A 16537-nucleotide genomic window follows, 5' to 3' on the forward strand; every position below is an offset into this window, starting at 1 on the left:
CACTGCAGTCGGAAGCCGCAGCACTCTTTAATGCCGACAACCTCACAGCATCAGAAGCGAAGTTCCGTGAAGTTCTTTTGCTCCAACCTACGCACATGCTGGCGATGGAGTACTTCGAGGTGCAGATTCCCGCGCGCAAGGCCGAACTGGTGCGGATAGCGGAAGCGGAAGGAAAAGCAGGAACTGAGTTTAAACGGGGAAATGTACTGTATGCAGGTGGTGATTACGCTGCTGCCAAGATTGTCTGGCAGGAGGCTCTTAACACGGCGGTGAAGCCCGAAACAAAAGCCTCCATTACTGACTGGATGAACAAAGCCGAGGCTGAGCAGGCTGCTTTGCAGTCCAGAATAGGTTTCCTGCAAAGGGAAGGCTCTACGCTGTTTGCAGAGGATCGCCTGGAAGAGTCGGCGGCAACATTTGGTGAGCTTCGCTCCCTTAAGCCCTCCGATCCTTATGCAAACGAGTACATTGAGGTGAAAATTCCCGCAAGAAAGGCGGCATTGGCCAAGGCTGCCGAACTGGAGGCGGAGGCCAAGGCGGCTTTCGTTAGTGGGAACAGCTTGTATGATGCCGGAAACCGGGCAGAGGCTGGTGAGGCCTGGAAAAAAGCTCTGGGGCTTGCGCAAAGCAGCGAGACACAGGATGCGGTCAATGCCCGAATTGCTCGGGCCGCTGAACAGAAACAGCGGGAGGCGGCAGCTTTGCGGATAAAGGTGGAAGGGCTTTGTCAGGAGGGCTCCGCCCTTTTCCAGGCCGACCGACTCAATGAGGCTGCTGTGAAGTTTAACGAGGTGCTTGTGCTTGACGCCGCTCATCAGGTGGCTGGCCAATACCTGGAGACGAGTATTCCAGAGCGGAAGGCTCTGCTCCAACGACGCCGTGAGGCCACGAAACTTGCTGAGGTGGCTATGGAGCGAGGCAATCAGCTCTATGCCTCCGGTGATTATGAGGGCGCAAAAGTCGCATGGATGGAGGCTCTTGATATTACGGCAACAGCTAAACAGTGAAGGAGTCGTTTCCAATGCGTGAAAAGCTAAACAGGGGAGGGGTGTTTGTTGCCCTGTTTTGGATATGTGCCTCCATTATAGGAGTGGGTTCGACTGGTTTCTGTGTAGAAGGACCCAGTGGTGATGATATACTGATTCAAGTGGTAGCCCGTGAGCATGTTGCTATTGCTGCGGGTATGGACGGGCGTATCGAGCGGTTGACGGTGCGTGAGGGAGACCGGTTCCGTAAGGGGCAGCTGCTGATTGCTTTCGATTGCATGAGCGAAGAGGGGGTTTTAGAGAGATCAAGGGCTTCATGTGTCCTTGCTGAAAAGAATGCGTCGATTCAGGAACGACTCTACGATTTGGGAGCTTCCAGCAAGGTTGAGCTTTCAACGGCACGGGCGGAGCGTGACAAGGCGGCGGCGGAGAAGAAGATTGCTTCGGCGGCAATGCGCCGGTGCAGTATTATAGCGCCGTTCTCCGGCGGCGTTTCCGAGTTGAAGGTACAGCGATACCAGACGGTCAAGAAGGGCGAGCCTCTCATGCGGCTCGTCAATACCGGTGACCTGGAACTACAGATGTTTGTCCCCTCGAAATGGCTCAGCCGGATGCGGCCGGGCCGAAGGTTCAAAGTGCATATCGATGAGCTTGGCAACGATTACGATGCTGAAGTGCGCTCTACTGGCGCCTGGATAGACGCTGTCAGTCAGTCCGTGGCCATCTTCGCCCGTTTTGTGGTGCCGGCTCCTGAGCTGTTGCCGGGAATGAGCGGTTATGCCATTTTTAATCCGCCCAAGTAAGATGCGCTCTTATGGCTGCTGATACCCGAATCAATGCACTCAGTCAGCTCCTTGACCTGGAGCGTATGGCGCGGAGGGCGGAAGACCCTCAGGCATTGCGCTATGTCATGGTGAATGAGACGGGCTCGCTCGTGCCCTGCCGCCAGGCGGCATTCTGGGAAGCGGCTTCTGGTAGGGTTGTAGCCCTTTCGGGTGTCAGCCTGCCAGAGCGCAATGCCCCGTTTGTGGAGTGGCTTGAACGCCTTATGGTTGAGCTGCATAGAGTGGCGGCTGAGGAAAGTGTCAAGGATGAAATGTCCCCGAAGGCCATTACGGCTGAAGATATGCCCGATGATGTGGCTCGAAGCTGGGCTTCGTGGCTGCCTGCCCATCTGCTCTCCATTCCCATTGTCGCTCCCGGTGGTGAGCTGACGGGCATTCTCGTGCTTGCCCGCGCAACGCCTTTCGCTGCTCATGAACCGTCCCTTGCCGCGTTTCTTTCAGAGGCTTATGGCCATGCCCTTCATGCACTTCGTCCGAAAAACCGCCCTACGCTCTCGATTGCTTCGGTGAAAGAGTTCCTTCGTAAAGACTGGAAGAGAACCCGTTGGATTGCGGGCGGTCTCCTGTTCGTAGCCCTGTTCCCTGTTAGAATGTCTGCTCTTGCACCGGCGGAAGTTTCCGCCCGAAACCCATGGGTGGTGCGTGCACCCATCGATGGGGTGGTGCGTAGCGTGGATGTGTCTCCCAACGGCGATGTGAAGAAAGGGCAGCGGATTGTGAGCATGGACCGAACGACGCTTGAGAATGCTCTTGCGGTGACACGGCAGGGTCGCATGGTTGCCGAGGCTGAGTACCGCAGGGCCGCCCAGCAGGCGGTGTTTTCGAGGGATAACATGTCGGAGATGTCTATCCTGAGGGTGAAGGTGTCACGGCTTCGTGCAGAGGAGGAATATGCGGCGGCACAGTTGTCGCGGACGGTGATTGCTGCTGAAAAATCGGGAATAGCGGTATACGGGAACCAGGACGACTGGAATGGACGGCCTGTCAGAACAGGTGAACGCATCCTGAGCATCACCGACCCGGGACAGGCAAAGCTCAACATCTGGCTTGGAGTCAATGACGCCATATCGCTTGAACCCGGAGCGGATGTGGTTCTCTTTCTCTCCACCAACCCCATCTGGCCGGTTCATTGTACACTTGAATACGCTTCATACGACCCTGAGGTCAGACCGGACGGCAGCATGGTCTACAACCTTGAAGCGAAATTCCGCGACGGCGGGCGCCTGCCGAGAATTGGTCTCAAGGGCACTGCGAAGGTGTATGGCAGGCATGTGGCGATGTCCTATTACCTGCTCCGAAGGCCGCTGGCAGCCATCCGACAATGGCTGGGGGTATAGCTATGGACCTATCAGCCCCGGCGCAGCTTCCATCGCTCCGCGAAGACATTTCTCTCCATCCCGGCCCTTCGTCGCGTGATGGTTCTCCAGCCTGGATTCTGCACGATCCAGGGCGCAACCGTTTTTTCCAGATAGACCCGCTCGGTTTTGAAATCCTGTCGCGATGGGGCAGTGGTGAGCCGGAGGCTATTGCAGCTTCCATCACTGATGAGACCATGTTCGATGCGGAACCTTCCGATATAGAGGAAATGGGCCGTTTCCTCTCTATGCATGAACTCGTGCAGGTCCGTGGTGAGGCAGGGCGTTCGAAGCTGAAGGCGGCTACCTTGAAGGGGCGGTGGTCAAAGCTCAAGTGGCTGTTCCATAACTATCTCTATTTTCGCCTACATCTTTTCAGTCCTGAACGGTTTCTTGCCAGAACTTATCCCTTTGTGAGCTGGCTCTATTCATCGTGGATGGTTCCGCTTATGGGGGCAATTGCTCTTATGGGCATCTGGCTTGCCAGCCGCCAGTGGGAGGCGTTCACCCACTCCCTGAACTACTTTTTTTCGTTTCCGGGCTTCATTCTTTTCGGCCTTGCCCTGTTTATCTCCAAAGCGGTCCATGAACTTGGCCACAGCTATACAGCCTACCGTTATGGTTGCCGGGTCGGCAGCATCGGGGTGGTATTCATCGTTTTGACCCCGATGCTTTACACCGATGCGAGCGAGGCATGGCTGCTTACCTCCAGGAAGAGGCGGATGGCCATCGGTGCTGCCGGTATAGTTGCTGAGCTCGGCCTTGCCGTGCTGGCTACATTTTTCTGGGGGTTTCTTCCTGACGGAGCTTTGCGCAGTGCGGCGCTGATGCTTGCTACAACCTCATGGGTCCATACCCTGTTCATCAACCTCATGCCCTACATGCGTTTTGATGGATACTACCTGTTTTCCGACTGGGTCGGCATCCCGAACCTGTTCGACAAGAGTTTTGCCATGGGCCGCTGGTGGCTGCGCGAGACCCTGTTCGGCTTTGGCGATCCTCCGCCGGAGGAGTGGGACCGCCGGACCGAATGGCTGCTTATCGTTTTTGCCGTCGGGGTGTGGGTGTACCGCCTGATCCTTTTTCTCGGCATTGCGCTGCTCGTCTACCATTTCGTCTTCAAGCTCCTCGGGATTCTGCTCTTTTGTGTGGAAATAGGGTGGTTTGTTCTCCTGCCGGTTCTCAAGGAGCTGAAGGCATGGTGGGCCTTGCGGGAACGGATGCAGTGGAACTTTCGAACGAAGGTGGTGGCGGCTGTTCTGGCTGCTTTCCTTGCAGGAACCGCTCTTCCCTTGAGTTTTTCGGTGCATGCTCCTGCTCTGCTTCTTCCCGGGGAGCATTCCGTTTTCTATGCACCAGAGAATGCCATTGTCGATACCTTCAGTGTACGCCGGGGAGACAGGGTCCGGGAGGGGGACCTCCTTGTCCGGCTTCGTTCCCCCGAACTTGAGTTCAGGACAGGGCAGGCTGAACGGCAGGTACAGATGATGCGCTGGGAAATTGCAGCGTCTTCAGCCGATGAACAGCTCTACTCAAAGCGCCTTGTGGCATACAGGGCGCTGGAGACGGCTGAAAAAGAGTTGGCAGGGTATCGTAAGTTGGAAAGGGAGCTTGTTGCAATAGCCCCCTTTAGCGGCAGGGTTGAGCGGGTTGCGCTCGACCTGCTTCCCGGTCAGTGGGTTGGAGCCGATTCTCCGTTGCTCAGTCTTGTTGGCATGGGCGGTGCCGTCGGCGAAGGCTATCTTTTTGAGGGTGATGAGGAGCGCATCAAGGCTGGTGCTTCCTGTATTTTTTATCCTGAAAACCCCGACATGCGGCCTGTCCGTGGACGGATCAGGGAGATTGAGGGGTTGGGGGCTGCCGTTCTTGCGCGGCCGGAGCTTGCTTCGCTTTATGGCGGCAGTATACCGGCCAGAATAATGAGGAGCGGCGCACTTGTTCCCGAACAGGCACTCTACAGGATGTTCTGGCAGCCCGATAGCAAAAGCCTGCAGACCAAAGGGCAGTTCCGCGGCACGCTGGTCGTTGAGGCCAGTCCGGAAAGCTTCCTCTGGCGCCTCTGGCGAACAGCAGTGGGCGTTGTTATCCGTGAAACAGGGTTTTAGACAGTCCCCCTGATTTACTGAGGGGTTGTGAAATTGAGGGGCAGGTTTCTGATTTAAATATGTAAAGAGTATATTTATTAACTTGAGTATGGTATGTTTCCGGAGTTCATACGCGCAATCCCCCGTACTGAACCACTTACATTAAACGCCCGGATAGGCTATGGATCAGGCCTGTTCTGATAGAGGTCGTTTTTCTTTCGGTGCACCTTCTGCTGCTGTATGCACAGAATGCGCTTGAAGCCAACATAACGGTTCTGTGGCAGTCACAATGACATGCCTCACAGAACACAAGGCAAAGCTGTTATCATGGATATCAAAACCGGAGTTGCAGAGATGAAATTGTTTGTTTACAGGGCCGTCCTGAGTGCCTGTTTTATATCCCTGACCGCTTTTTCCGCGGTTCATGCCGTTGAGCGGGTGGGGACGCATGACGATTCGGCAATGACGCTGGAAAACCTGAGCAGACTTGCCGGGGAAAAGCTTCAGAATGTTGAAGCCCTCATCAGGGAGCGTAAAACAGCTGAACGAAATGCCGCCAACGAAGCTCAGGCCAGGGAGGCTTATGAGCGCGGAGTCCAACTTTCCAGCTCTGGCGATTTTGACGGAGCCAAAAAGGCATGGAAGGAGGCTCTTGATATTACGCAAAGCCCCGAGATGAGGGAGTATGTTGCCGAGCAGAATCGTCTTGCCAAACTTTCCGAGGAACAGGCAGCCGTTGCCCAACGGGCGGCATACCGTGAAGAGGTGGTTTCCGGACCCCGGACAGGACGCCCTGGCTCACCCTCCGGACCGGTATGGACGGGAGAGTTTTCGCTTTCCGCTGCCAACGAACTGAAGGCCGCTGTTGAGGCTCGCATAAACCTTATCAATGCGGAGGGCGAGGCACTGTTCCGGGAGGACAGAATTGATGATGCCGAGGGGAAATTTCGTGCGGCCCTTCGCCTTGATGCGAAGAACCTGAAGGCCGGGGAATATGTGGGGTCCCTGATTCCTGCCCGAAGAGAAACGCTCCGGCGTATTGCTGCGTCGGAGCAGAAAGCAAAAGCGGTATTTGATCGAGGCAGTCAACTCTATGATTCCGGTGACCTGATAGGCGCAAGGACCGCCTGGGTAGAGGCTATCAATACCACGGAAATTCCTGCCACAAAGTTGGGTATGAAGGCCCGCATTGATCAACTCGATGCTGAAATCGCCGTTGTGTTCACCAAAATCGATGGCCTGAACAGAGAGGGTGTAGCCCTGTTTGAGACGGACAGTCTGGCTGAATCCGCAGAGAAGTTCCGTGCGGTTCTGGCTCTTGACGGCACGAATATCAAGGCTATGGAATACCTTGAGGTTTCCATACCCAATCGCAAGGCGTTCCTTCTCAGTAAAAAAGCTGGTGAGGAAAAGGCTGGTTCCTTCTTCGAGCAGGGAAATCAACTCTATGCTTCGGGAGACATTCCGGGTGCCCTGGCTGCCTGGCAGAATGCGCTGACCACGACGGAGAACGAGGCACTGAAGGCTAAGGCCACAACACAGATTGCAATGGCGCAGGAGCGCAAACGGCAGGAGTTGGAGTCGTTTCAGGCCCGTGTGGCAGGACTTTACGCAGAAGGTGTTGCACTTTTTGATGTCGGTCGGTTTGATGATTCAGCGACTAAATTCAACGAGGTCCTTGCTCTCAATTCCTCACATTGGGGAGCCCGTCAGTATCTCAATAATAAAATCCCGGGCATGAAAGCCGAGCTGACCAGAAAGTCAAAAGTTGAGCGTGACGCACAGGAAGCAATGGAGCAGGGAAACAAGCTGTATGCTGCTGGTAACTTTGAAGAGGCTCAGGACGCCTGGAAGAAAGCGCTTGAAATTACCCAGCAACGATAAGCTATTGACCTATCTCTTTCCCCCCATGCTCCACTCCCGAACCATTACAGAAGCTATCGGTTCGGGGTGAGGGTATAATATTTTGTTAAAACTGGTAGTGACGAGAGCCCGGATTACAACGATAGTCAGCCTTTTTTTTTTGTTTGCCTTTTGCGGTTTGCAGGAAAACCCGGTATCGGCTGAAGAACGAGCTCTCTCATGGGCCATCTCTTCGCCATCCCTGTCCCCGCCAACTCAGTCATTCCTGACGCAACCTGCCCTTCCTTCAGTTGCTTCTCTAAAAAAAGAGAGCCCCGATTCCCTGAATACGCAAGCCTCCGGTAGCGAAGGGAGTTTCTTTTTGACAACTGGTGAGAGGCGATCGGCCCCAAAGCCGAGTCCTGTTCTCAAGCCTCAGCTGCAGGAAAATCCCGTGCCCCGTGAACTGCAGGCGGATGTGCCAGGCGCTCCCAAGGATGCAGCGGGGAGTTTTTTCCTGACGGCAGGAGGGAGCCGGTTGTCACCAAAACCCTCGGCTGCTGTTGCCAGAATTGTCCCTGCAGCCCTTGTACCGGAAGTTTCCGCACAGGAGGCGAAGGTAGAGCTTCCGTCGGTTGCAGCCGGAAAAGAACCGACAGTCAAGGGATTCATCAAAAGCGGCTTGGTGCTCAAAGTGAAGCAGCCTGAGGTTTCATTAGGTCCGGTTGCACTCAGTCAACCCTTACAGGAATCGATCCCATCGCTGGAGCCTGCCAAGGTGGCGGAGCAGAGTGGAGATGTTGCCGGAAGTTTGCTGCTGACAACGAAAATGCCGGGTGCAGAAGACTCAAGAACCGGAATGGATCTTTCCGGATTAGCCTCGCCTCAGCTTCCGAAGCCGGCACTACATGATACTCCCTCCCGCATATCTCGTGTGGGCTCCCTGCAGGCAACTTCCCCTGATCGTACTGCATTCATCACACAACAAGATGCCCTGAAGGCAGAACTGCCTGCAACGCCAGAGCGTGTGTTTATAAAGAAAGATCCTGTTGCCGACCATCCCTCAGAGGTTGTTCAGAAGGTTTTGCCTCAAGAAGACGCTGTCGATTCATTGACGCCTGTTGTCGAGGCTCCAGTTGTGCAATCAGCCCCAGTTATTGCTGACCCTGTACGACCGTTGCCGCCCGTTGTTGTTGCGGCTCCTCTGCCGGATGAGCCGGTCCCGGCAGACCCTGGACCATCAGCTGCTTCTGCTGCTTCCCCAGAGCGTGCCCCGGCGGCTGCTCCTCTCCCTGCCCCTCTTCTTCCGGAGCCTGTCGCAGCTGAACCGGAGGCTGTCGTTCTGGAAGAGGGCGAGCCACTCCCTGAAGCGATGCCCGGGCCTGTTGGCGTGCCTTTCCCCGAACCGGTCGCCGGGGTTGCGATTCCTGATGCCGAAAGTGAAACGAAGGTGGATGGTGAACCCCCGAAACCCCAGCCGTCGGTTGAATCGGTGGCGCTGCCGGAGGAACTCCGGATCGGCGTGGTGCAGGAGCCTCCGTCTTCATTGCAGGAAGCGCCTTCCCGGGAGATCCTCATCAAGGACGAATCACTTGCGGAGGAGCCCGGCCCCGAAGCTCCGGCTTCCGAGCCGGTTCCCGCGAGGCCCGGGATGCCTCCGCCGCATGACCTTGCCCCCTGGGCCCTTGTCGAGTCAGAGGACGGCGCCCTTCCGGTGTTTGATTCAAGCATGCCCGTCATCCGCAACGAGGTGGCCCGCCTGCAGCTTGAAGAGTGGCGCCGGCATGTGGGTGAGGCTGTCGCCAGGCACCCTTCGGTGCGTGCTGCGGAGTATGCCGAGCAGGAGAGCATCTCTTCAATCGGGGAGGCAAAGGCTCAGCTCTATCCCCAGGTGTCGCTCGGTCTGAACACCGACCTGCGCCGATCGATCCGTGACGGCAAACCCTATGCGACGGTCTCAGATCTTCCGGTTGACGACGAGGTGCGCCTGAACCCGAACCTGACAGTGCGTCAGCTGGTTTTCGACGGTGGAGCGACCTCGTCGCGGGGAAAAGCCGCTATGGCCCGCTCTCTGGCGGCACGTGAGCGGCGGGTATCGACCGAGGAGGGGGTTGCGCTGCGCGCGGTGGCTACGATGATCGAGCTTGCAAAGCTCCAGGAACAGCTTGAGTTCGCCAGGGAGAACCTGTCCGAGGTGCGCCGGCTGCGCGACATGATCCGCGCGAGAGTTGATGCAGGGCGGGACGCACCGAGCGAAATGCTTCAGATGAACAGCCGGGTCTTCGAGGCTCGCAACGAGGTGGTCCTGCTTGAAGGACGGCGGGCAGAGGCTGGTGCCCGCTATGAGGAGGTGTTCGGTGGCACGCCGGTCGTCCTCGCGTTTCCTGATGTCTTCGCTCCCATCCCGATGAGCATGTCGGGCGGGATGGATGCGGCCCTGCGAAAGAACCCCGACCTTTTGAGCTCGAAGGCTCTGGTTGATGCGGCTGCCGCGGACTACAAGGCGGCCTGGGGCGCGCTCTACCCCCGCCTTGAGGTGGAGGCCAACCTCACAGTCTACGATGTCACGCGCAATGAGAGTGATTATTACGATTCGTTCGTGGGGCTGAAGCTGAGCCACAATATTCTCGACGGCGGTCTGAAAAGCTCAACCAAGGCCCGCACCCGCAGCCAGATGGAGCGGGCCCGTTCCGAGTACGACAACACCCAGCGTGCAGTCGAACTTGCCCTGAGGCGGGCGTATGCCAACCGCGAGGCGCTGATCCCGCAGTACAAGGCGCTGCAGGCCCAGCTTGACCACAAGCGGGAAACACAACGAGCCTATGAGGAGCAGTTCCTCGCAGGCCGCAGGCCCCTCAATGACCTGGTTGCGGCCCAGCAGCAGGTGATCGATACCGCCATCAGGACCCTCGATTACAAGGCGGAGCTCCACCGCCAGCATTTCGTGATTCTTTCCCTTATCGGTGAATTGGCGAAGGGAGAGGGGAAGAAGATGTGAGACCTGCCGGTCCCCTCCATTGCCGATTGCTCAAATAACCACCAGCGGTGCCATGAACCCGTACCCGTTGCCGTGAAAGGTTTTGATTGGGTTTGTGCCCGTATCCGAGGTTTTTTTGCGCAGGCGGTACAGTATGGACTCCAGTGAGCGGTGGCCATATTCGTTGTTGGTGTAGCCAAGCGCCTTCAGAATTTTTTCTCTCGATATCATTTCATTGCAGTGTGCGGAGAACAGAATAATCAGGTCCCGCTCTTTTGCTGTCAGATGCGTATGCGATCCGGAGGGTGAGACCAGATCCCAGTCACTGCGAAGCATCAGCCATGGCTCTTCCTGAGGCTCCGTTTCAGCGACCTCCCGGGTCTGACTGTCATTGGCCATGGAATCAAGAAGTGCTGCTATCAACTGAACGAGCTCCTTGAAGTCAACCGGTTTGGCAATGAAAACATGTGCCCCTGCATCGTATCCCATTCGCCGGTCGTCAATGGTGGAACGGGCTGAGAGAACCATGATGGCGGTCGGGGTATTGGCGCGGAGGTAGCGGACCAGTACAAGCCCGTCCTGATCGGGAAGGGAGAGGTCGAGCAACGCAAGATCGTATGTAGATCTGCTGAGTTCCATATAGCAGCTGATTGCGTTGGCGACCATGGTAACCTGGTAGCCGTCAAGAGAGAGGTACATTTCTATGCTTTCTGCCAGGTCCCTGTCATCCTCCACGATAAGAATGCTTTTCCCCTGTTTTTCAGTGTGTATGTTTTTCATCCCTATTCGGTGTTGTTTTTATACTCTTTATTTCGGGCAACAGGTATGCTGATTGTTACTGTGATCGAAAGTTCCCCTGTCTTTGTCATCGTCACCTCCCCTCCGTACTGCTCAATGATGTTTCGGGCTGCAGGCAGCCCTACCCCTGCACCGGCAGTCCCTGCCGCATTGGTTCCCCTGTAATACTTTTTGAACAACTCCTCCATATCAGTTCCGGGCAGGAGTTCGACAGCATTGCTAACGTTTATCTCTACGAGTCCGTTCGAAACCGTGCTGGTGATGGTGACAGGGCTTCCCGAAGGGGAGTAGCTGTGTGCATTGTCGAATATGCTGAAGATGGCGGCATCAAAGTGCGAGGGTTCTCCGAAGAGAAATGCATCGTCTGAGGATGCACTAAGGAAGAACCCTCTCTCGGGCCAGCGGGATTGTGCCACGGATATTGCCCTCTTGAGGGCTTCATGAACGCATATATACTCTTCTCTGCCGGGCTCTGAGGGCTGCTGAAGCCGTTCATGAACCAGTGATATCTCCATCAGTTTCTCCAGTCGTTTGGCCGCATGCCTTATTTTGGCGATTTCAGTGCCAGCTTCATTGTTTCCTTCAGGCGCCAATCTGTTGAGAATATCAAGATTTCCAAAGATAACTGAAAGCGGCGAGCGGTAATCATGTGCCAGCATTGTCAGGAAGGTCTCCATGCGCTCTGATGCTGATTGTTCCGCCTGAATCGATACCTCCAGGCGTTCGGTGTGTTCGCGAAGTTCCCTGCCGATTCTTTCCGAGAGCGCCTCGGCATTTCTGGTGACCAGTATGGACTGCTCAATAGCCTGCTGACGGGAACTCTTTATCCGGATTGCAAATACCGGCAGGAGCAGCAGCCCATAGATGAGGGATGATGCCTGCAGGGCATTGAAGGCGAAGACATTATCCGGAAAAATCCCCATGAGATGCAAGAAATATACAGTAAAACCCGAGAATATGGTGACGGTCGCAGCCATAAACAACACCCGGGACAATCTTGTAGGGAGGGCTATTTTGGAACTGAACCAGACGACGAGAGGCACTATTGAAAAATAACAGGTCATCACAATGCTTGCCACAACCCCGAATGCCGACGACGGGCTGCTGAAGAGCAAAAGAACCGCGAGCACTATCAACACGGTAAAGTAGGTGCGGAATCTCCCGGGATAGTCGTCGTTCATGAGTTCAATGACAAAGAGCATGAAGATGAACATTGACAATCCCAACTGGGCTTTCAGCAGCACCGCTGTGAATGGTCGAACCCAATCGGGAATCAGATGGAAATGCATTCCTCTTGATAGAAACATCGATAGGAACAGAATGAAAATATAAATGCTGAAATACAGCAGATGACGCCATCCCGTATTGCGGTAGACAAAGAGAGCAATGAGGATGACCATCAGTGATACCGCTCCGAAAGCCGACTCCTGGGCGATGGTATGGCCGGTGCATGAGAGCAGGTGTGCTTCTGTGCAGATTCCGCCATGCAGTGTGATGAAGTTATGACTCCATATCCGCAGATAGACGACGATCGGCCCGTCTCCGGACAGTTCCACCGGGGTGACGAAATCAGAGTTGCGTAAGATGCCCTCGGGGTGGCGCTCGGTGCTGCCCATCCGAACTGGCTTGCCGTGGTTCCCGGGCAGGTAGATCTCCATATGTTCAAGTACCGCCGGCGCCAGGCGCAGCCAGCCCTTTGCAGGAAACCCCCCGCCCGGAAGTATCTCAAGCCGGACCCAGTAGACGGAATGCGAATACCCTGCGGCAAACTTGCCCGCAATCTCCTGAAACTTTCCCTGGCGGTATGCGCTTTTCGCCTCTGCAAGCCCGACTGTTCCCGCCGGGTCTTCAAGAACCGCAAGATGGCCTTCCAGGGAGTAGTGCTCTTTTTTGCCGAGCTCCAGAGGGGAGGCCCATGCATGTGCTCCACATCCGGCAGCCAGGCAGAGCACCGCGAGCATGAGCAACGCCCGATGGCGCATTCCTTTCCTTTTCAGTGGATTCAGGCTCATGGGTTCTCCTTTTGGGCAAGCGGTATCCGGATGGTTGCCGTAACGCCACCCCGCTTGCCACTCTTCAGGGTTGCGCTTCCATCGTGCTGGCGCATCACTTCGCGCACCAGCCAGAGCCCGATGCCTTTGCCCGGCTCGGCTGCACTGTTGTTGCCCCGGTGAAACTTCATGAACAACTCACCCTCATCTTCATCCATCGGCAGAGCCGTGTTGTTGTGGAGTTCTATAATGCCGAACCCTTCTTCGGCACGGCACCGCACATGAACCGGGCTGCCTTCGGGTGAGTATTTCCGTGCATTGTCGAGCAGGTTGAAGAGCGCCATCTGCAGGAGCAGCAGGTCTCCCTCGATTTCCTCATTTCCGGCAAGGCATTCTTGTATGATGTGAAGCTTCGGCCAGAGTGCCCTTGCGGACTCTACCTGCTGAAACATGTACGCACTCACCCTGATGCGCCCGATAACCTGGACATCATCGGTTTCAAGCAGCCTGCTTCGCTCCACAGCCTGTTCCATGACCCCAAGCAGGCGCCCGGCAGCGCGATGCATGGCATTGAAGATAATGGGTTTTTTTGTGTCTCCGGGGTGGCTCCTCCGGCTAAGGATGCTGATGTTGCCCTGGATGATGGCCAGAGGGGTGCGGTACTCGTGCGACACCATCTGAAAGAACCGGCGGACCCGCTCTGCCGACTGATGCTGGCTCTGCAGCGATTGTTTAAGGCGGTCTCTGTATGTGCGCAGTTCTTCGGTCTTTTTCTCTGCGATTGCCGTCGCACGCACTTCACTTTCATGCGTACTCTCCTTCAGCTCCTGTTCTGCATGCAGAAAGCGTTCAACGAGCAGACCGAAAATCACCAGGATATGCATGAATGAACCTGCCTGTACAAGATCCTGTATTGCCGTATCGAGCGGCAGCAAACCGAGGCGTTGCAGGAAAAACTCCCCATAGAGCAAAATGTTCATGCCGAACAGCCCCAAGAGTACTTGTTTTCTGAAAGGGTGCAACGGCAGCTGGCGAACCGTTATCCAGAACAGCACCCCGAGGAGTGCGATTGCGCTGTATGCCCCGAAGGGTTTCAGTATGGTGGTGTTGAAGAGAAGCGATGCCGTCGGGTCAAGCAGCCCGGCAAGGGCGGTCACTTGAAGGGCCCGCAGTGTCGTCGGTTTGCATTTATCTTTAAGCACTTCATAGGCAAACAGCGCGAAAAACACCACACCCAGACCGCCGGTTGTTTCCATCAGTTCCGGAGCTGCGCTATCGCCAAGCCAGGGCATCAGGAATACATACATGCCCCGTGCTATCAGATAGGACAGGAACAGGTCTGCTGCGTAGAGGGAAAAGAAGAGAAACCTCCATTCCCGAACAGCAAAGAAAATCAGGAGACTCATCAGCACAATCACGGCAGTAACCCCCAGGTAGAAAGCCTGCAGGAACATATGGCTGCGCGACTGCTTCATCAGCTCTTCTCTGTTGAGCACCGTTCCCCGGAGCTGAACGGGGGAGCGGGAGGCAATGCGCATATAGGCCAGCAGTTCGCTCCCTTCAGGGCCCAACTCCAGCGGCACCAGGAGCTGAGGGTCCGGAACCGCCCGCTTGCCGGGTGGCATGGTGAGCCCCAGCGGGAATGCTTTGTATGAAGATGCAGAGAGGGGGCTCGTTCCCTGCTGCTGCACATAGGCTTCGAGTGTATCAGGGGTGCGGGGGCCAAGGCGCAGCCATGCCGATGCGGGAACCCCCTCTCCTCTTACCACCCTGAACCGTACCCAGAATGCCGAGCCGGAAAACCCTTCGTTTACGCTGCCCTGTATCTCCCTGAATGCTTTTGATTCCATTACTTCTCTGAACCCCATCTTTCCGGATGTGTCTTCAAGCAGTTCCAGATGTCCGTCAAGCGAAAATGAGCCCTGTCCTTCTTCACTTTTCAGCAGGAGGGGAGAGGCCGCAGCTGTCTGCGAGAGCAACAGGATGCCTGAGCAGCAGAGTGCCGCCAAGAGGACTGTGATCCATCCTGCATGCCGTAATGCGCGCAGTGAGGGCTGTAAGGGCTGCGGTGGGGGCAAGAGAGCTATTGAGGGTTAAATGGTTGTAGAAGAACACCTTCATCCTCTGGCGAAGGCGTCATGATGCAGTAGCACCAGAGGAATATAACGCACCTTGTGTGAATTGCGAGAATATGTGGGTATTTGAGTGTTGCTTCGTTTCTTGATTTATGCTGAAATTGGTATATATCCTGAAAACCCTTTTTACGTGGAGTTAACCCCCTGAACTTACCGAAAATGAGTGTTGCCGAACCGCACGCGGTCTGTCTCGAGCAGGCGTGTGAAAGAGCGTATCGTGATGTAAATAAGCGCCTTACCCTCAAGTCCCCTGAAGTACTCCTGTATGATCCCGGCGTTGCCGAGGTTGAAGTGCTGCTTGCAGGGCTCGACCCGGCAGTACAGCCTCTGGCGGTTCAGTCGTCGGACTCTCCGCAGGAAATTCTCGCATTTCTGATATCCCATCCACAGCTGACTGCGCTCCATATCCTCGGGCATGGGGGCCCGGGTGCCGTCCGTTTCGGCGGAGTGCAGCTCAACGCTGAAGATTTTCATGTTCCAGTCGACGCACTCATCCAGCGCGCACGCCTCATAGACATCTATTTCTGGTCCTGCCGTACCGCACAGGGTACTGAGGGCACAACCTATCTGCAAGCAATCTCGGAGAACTCCATGGCAAATGTACACGCATCCACAGGCCTCATCGGTGAAACCGCAAAAGGCGGAAGCTGGGAGCTCGATGTGACGGTCAGTCCAACAGTCCGCATGCCGTTCAGCAGCGAGGCGCGCGAAGCGTTTGAGGGGGTGCTGGCGGTGCCGACGGCAGCAGACAAGACGCTGACGACGGACGAGGACACCGATCTCGTGCTGACGGCATCGGACTTCGGGTTCGCGGATGCCGACAGTGGAGCCACGCTTGCGTCAGTGAAGATCACGACGCTGGAGACAGCGGGGTCGCTGAAATATTTAGATGGCACCACCTGGAGTGATGTCACCGCCGATCAGGTGATTACGGAGTCAGATATTACAGCTGGTCGTCTGAAGTTCGTTCCTGCAGCGGACGCGAACGGTGCGAGCTATGACACCTTCAAGTTCACGGTGAACGACGGCACTGCTGACAGTGCGACAGCGAACACGATCACGGTAGCCGTGACTGCGGTAAACGATGCGCCGGTCGCTATGAATGACACCGGTTCTGTTGCTGAAGATGCAACTTTGACCGTGGATGCAGCATCGGGTGTGTTGGCTGATGACACTGATGTGGATGCTGATGCCACTAGTACTGTCACCGCAATCCGCACTGGCGCAGTGTCAGCCGGGAATGGCACAAGTGGTTCTGTCGGGACTGGGCTTGTCGGAACATACGGTACGCTCACCATCGCTTCTGACGGCAGTTATACCTATGTAGCAGATCAGGCCGCAGCGGATGATTTGGATGCTGACGATACGGTTACTGATACCTTCACATATACCGTCTCCGATGGGAACCTCACCGACACTGCAGAACTGGTTATCACCGTAACCGGCTCCAACGACGCACCGACGGTCAGTTCTGCCATCACCAGTGCGAAAGCCGAGGGCGATGCATCCTATCAAATCGATCTG

Annotated in this window: 10 protein-coding genes and 1 pseudogene; 7 read left to right on the top strand and 4 right to left on the bottom strand. The window is 55.9% G+C overall.

What is annotated here, in order from left to right; all coding sequences use genetic code 11:
• The 6 genes and pseudogenes from EKD02_RS10040 to EKD02_RS09255 form a co-directional block, all read left to right on the top strand.
• A pseudogene (locus EKD02_RS10040) lies at positions 1 to 1007 on the top strand (hypothetical protein); the annotation flags it as partial.
• A gap of 14 nt (positions 1008 to 1021) precedes the next feature.
• Positions 1022 to 1789, top strand: coding sequence for an efflux RND transporter periplasmic adaptor subunit (locus EKD02_RS09235; RefSeq protein ID WP_126385172.1), 768 nt, complete (start codon positions 1022 to 1024; stop codon positions 1787 to 1789).
• 11 nt (positions 1790 to 1800) lie between these two features.
• On the top strand, positions 1801 to 3168 hold the full coding sequence (locus tag EKD02_RS09240; RefSeq protein ID WP_126385174.1) for an efflux RND transporter periplasmic adaptor subunit: 1368 nt from the start codon (positions 1801 to 1803) through the stop codon (positions 3166 to 3168).
• Positions 3153 to 5291: a site-2 protease family protein gene (locus tag EKD02_RS09245; RefSeq protein WP_126385176.1), complete on the top strand. Its 2139-nt coding sequence runs from the start codon at positions 3153 to 3155 to the stop codon at positions 5289 to 5291. The genes EKD02_RS09240 and EKD02_RS09245 overlap by 16 nt, the downstream gene beginning before the upstream one ends.
• Positions 5292 to 5597: 306 nt before the next feature.
• Positions 5598 to 7154 carry a tetratricopeptide repeat protein gene (locus EKD02_RS09250; protein ID WP_244924432.1) on the top strand — a complete coding sequence of 519 codons (1557 nt, stop codon included), beginning with the start codon at positions 5598 to 5600 and terminating at the stop codon, positions 7152 to 7154.
• A gap of 412 nt (positions 7155 to 7566) precedes the next feature.
• Positions 7567 to 10110 (top strand): TolC family protein, encoded by a 2544-nt coding sequence (locus EKD02_RS09255; protein ID WP_126385180.1) that lies wholly within the window; start codon positions 7567 to 7569, stop codon positions 10108 to 10110.
• Between the two features lie 30 nt (positions 10111 to 10140).
• Here the strand turns inward: EKD02_RS09255 and EKD02_RS09260 are convergent, their stop codons facing one another.
• The 4 genes from EKD02_RS09260 to EKD02_RS10175 are packed head-to-tail and all read right to left on the bottom strand — an operon-like array spanning position 10141 to position 14999.
• Positions 10141 to 10869 (bottom strand): response regulator transcription factor, encoded by a 729-nt coding sequence (locus tag EKD02_RS09260; RefSeq protein WP_126385182.1) that lies wholly within the window; start codon positions 10867 to 10869, stop codon positions 10141 to 10143.
• Between the two features lie 2 nt (positions 10870 to 10871).
• Positions 10872 to 12899: a sensor histidine kinase gene (locus tag EKD02_RS09265; protein WP_126385184.1), complete on the bottom strand. Its 2028-nt coding sequence runs from the start codon at positions 12897 to 12899 to the stop codon at positions 10872 to 10874.
• A complete protein-coding gene (locus tag EKD02_RS09270; RefSeq protein WP_244924433.1) occupies positions 12896 to 14857 on the bottom strand; it encodes a sensor histidine kinase in 1962 nt (653 codons plus the stop codon). Before EKD02_RS09270 ends, EKD02_RS09265 begins: the two co-directional genes overlap by 4 nt.
• Complete coding sequence (locus tag EKD02_RS10175) at positions 14811 to 14999, bottom strand: hypothetical protein (RefSeq protein ID WP_244924434.1); 189 nt, start codon at positions 14997 to 14999, stop codon at positions 14811 to 14813. Before EKD02_RS10175 ends, EKD02_RS09270 begins: the two co-directional genes overlap by 47 nt.
• 173 nt (positions 15000 to 15172) lie before the next feature.
• Here EKD02_RS10175 and EKD02_RS09275 point away from each other — a divergent pair.
• Positions 15173 to 16537: DUF4347 domain-containing protein (locus EKD02_RS09275; protein WP_126385188.1), on the top strand; the 1365-nt coding region annotated here is incomplete at its 3' end.

The sequence above is a fragment of the Chlorobium phaeovibrioides genome (assembly GCF_003968655.1).
In the GTDB taxonomy this organism is placed as follows: domain Bacteria; phylum Bacteroidota; class Chlorobiia; order Chlorobiales; family Chlorobiaceae; genus Chlorobium; species Chlorobium phaeovibrioides.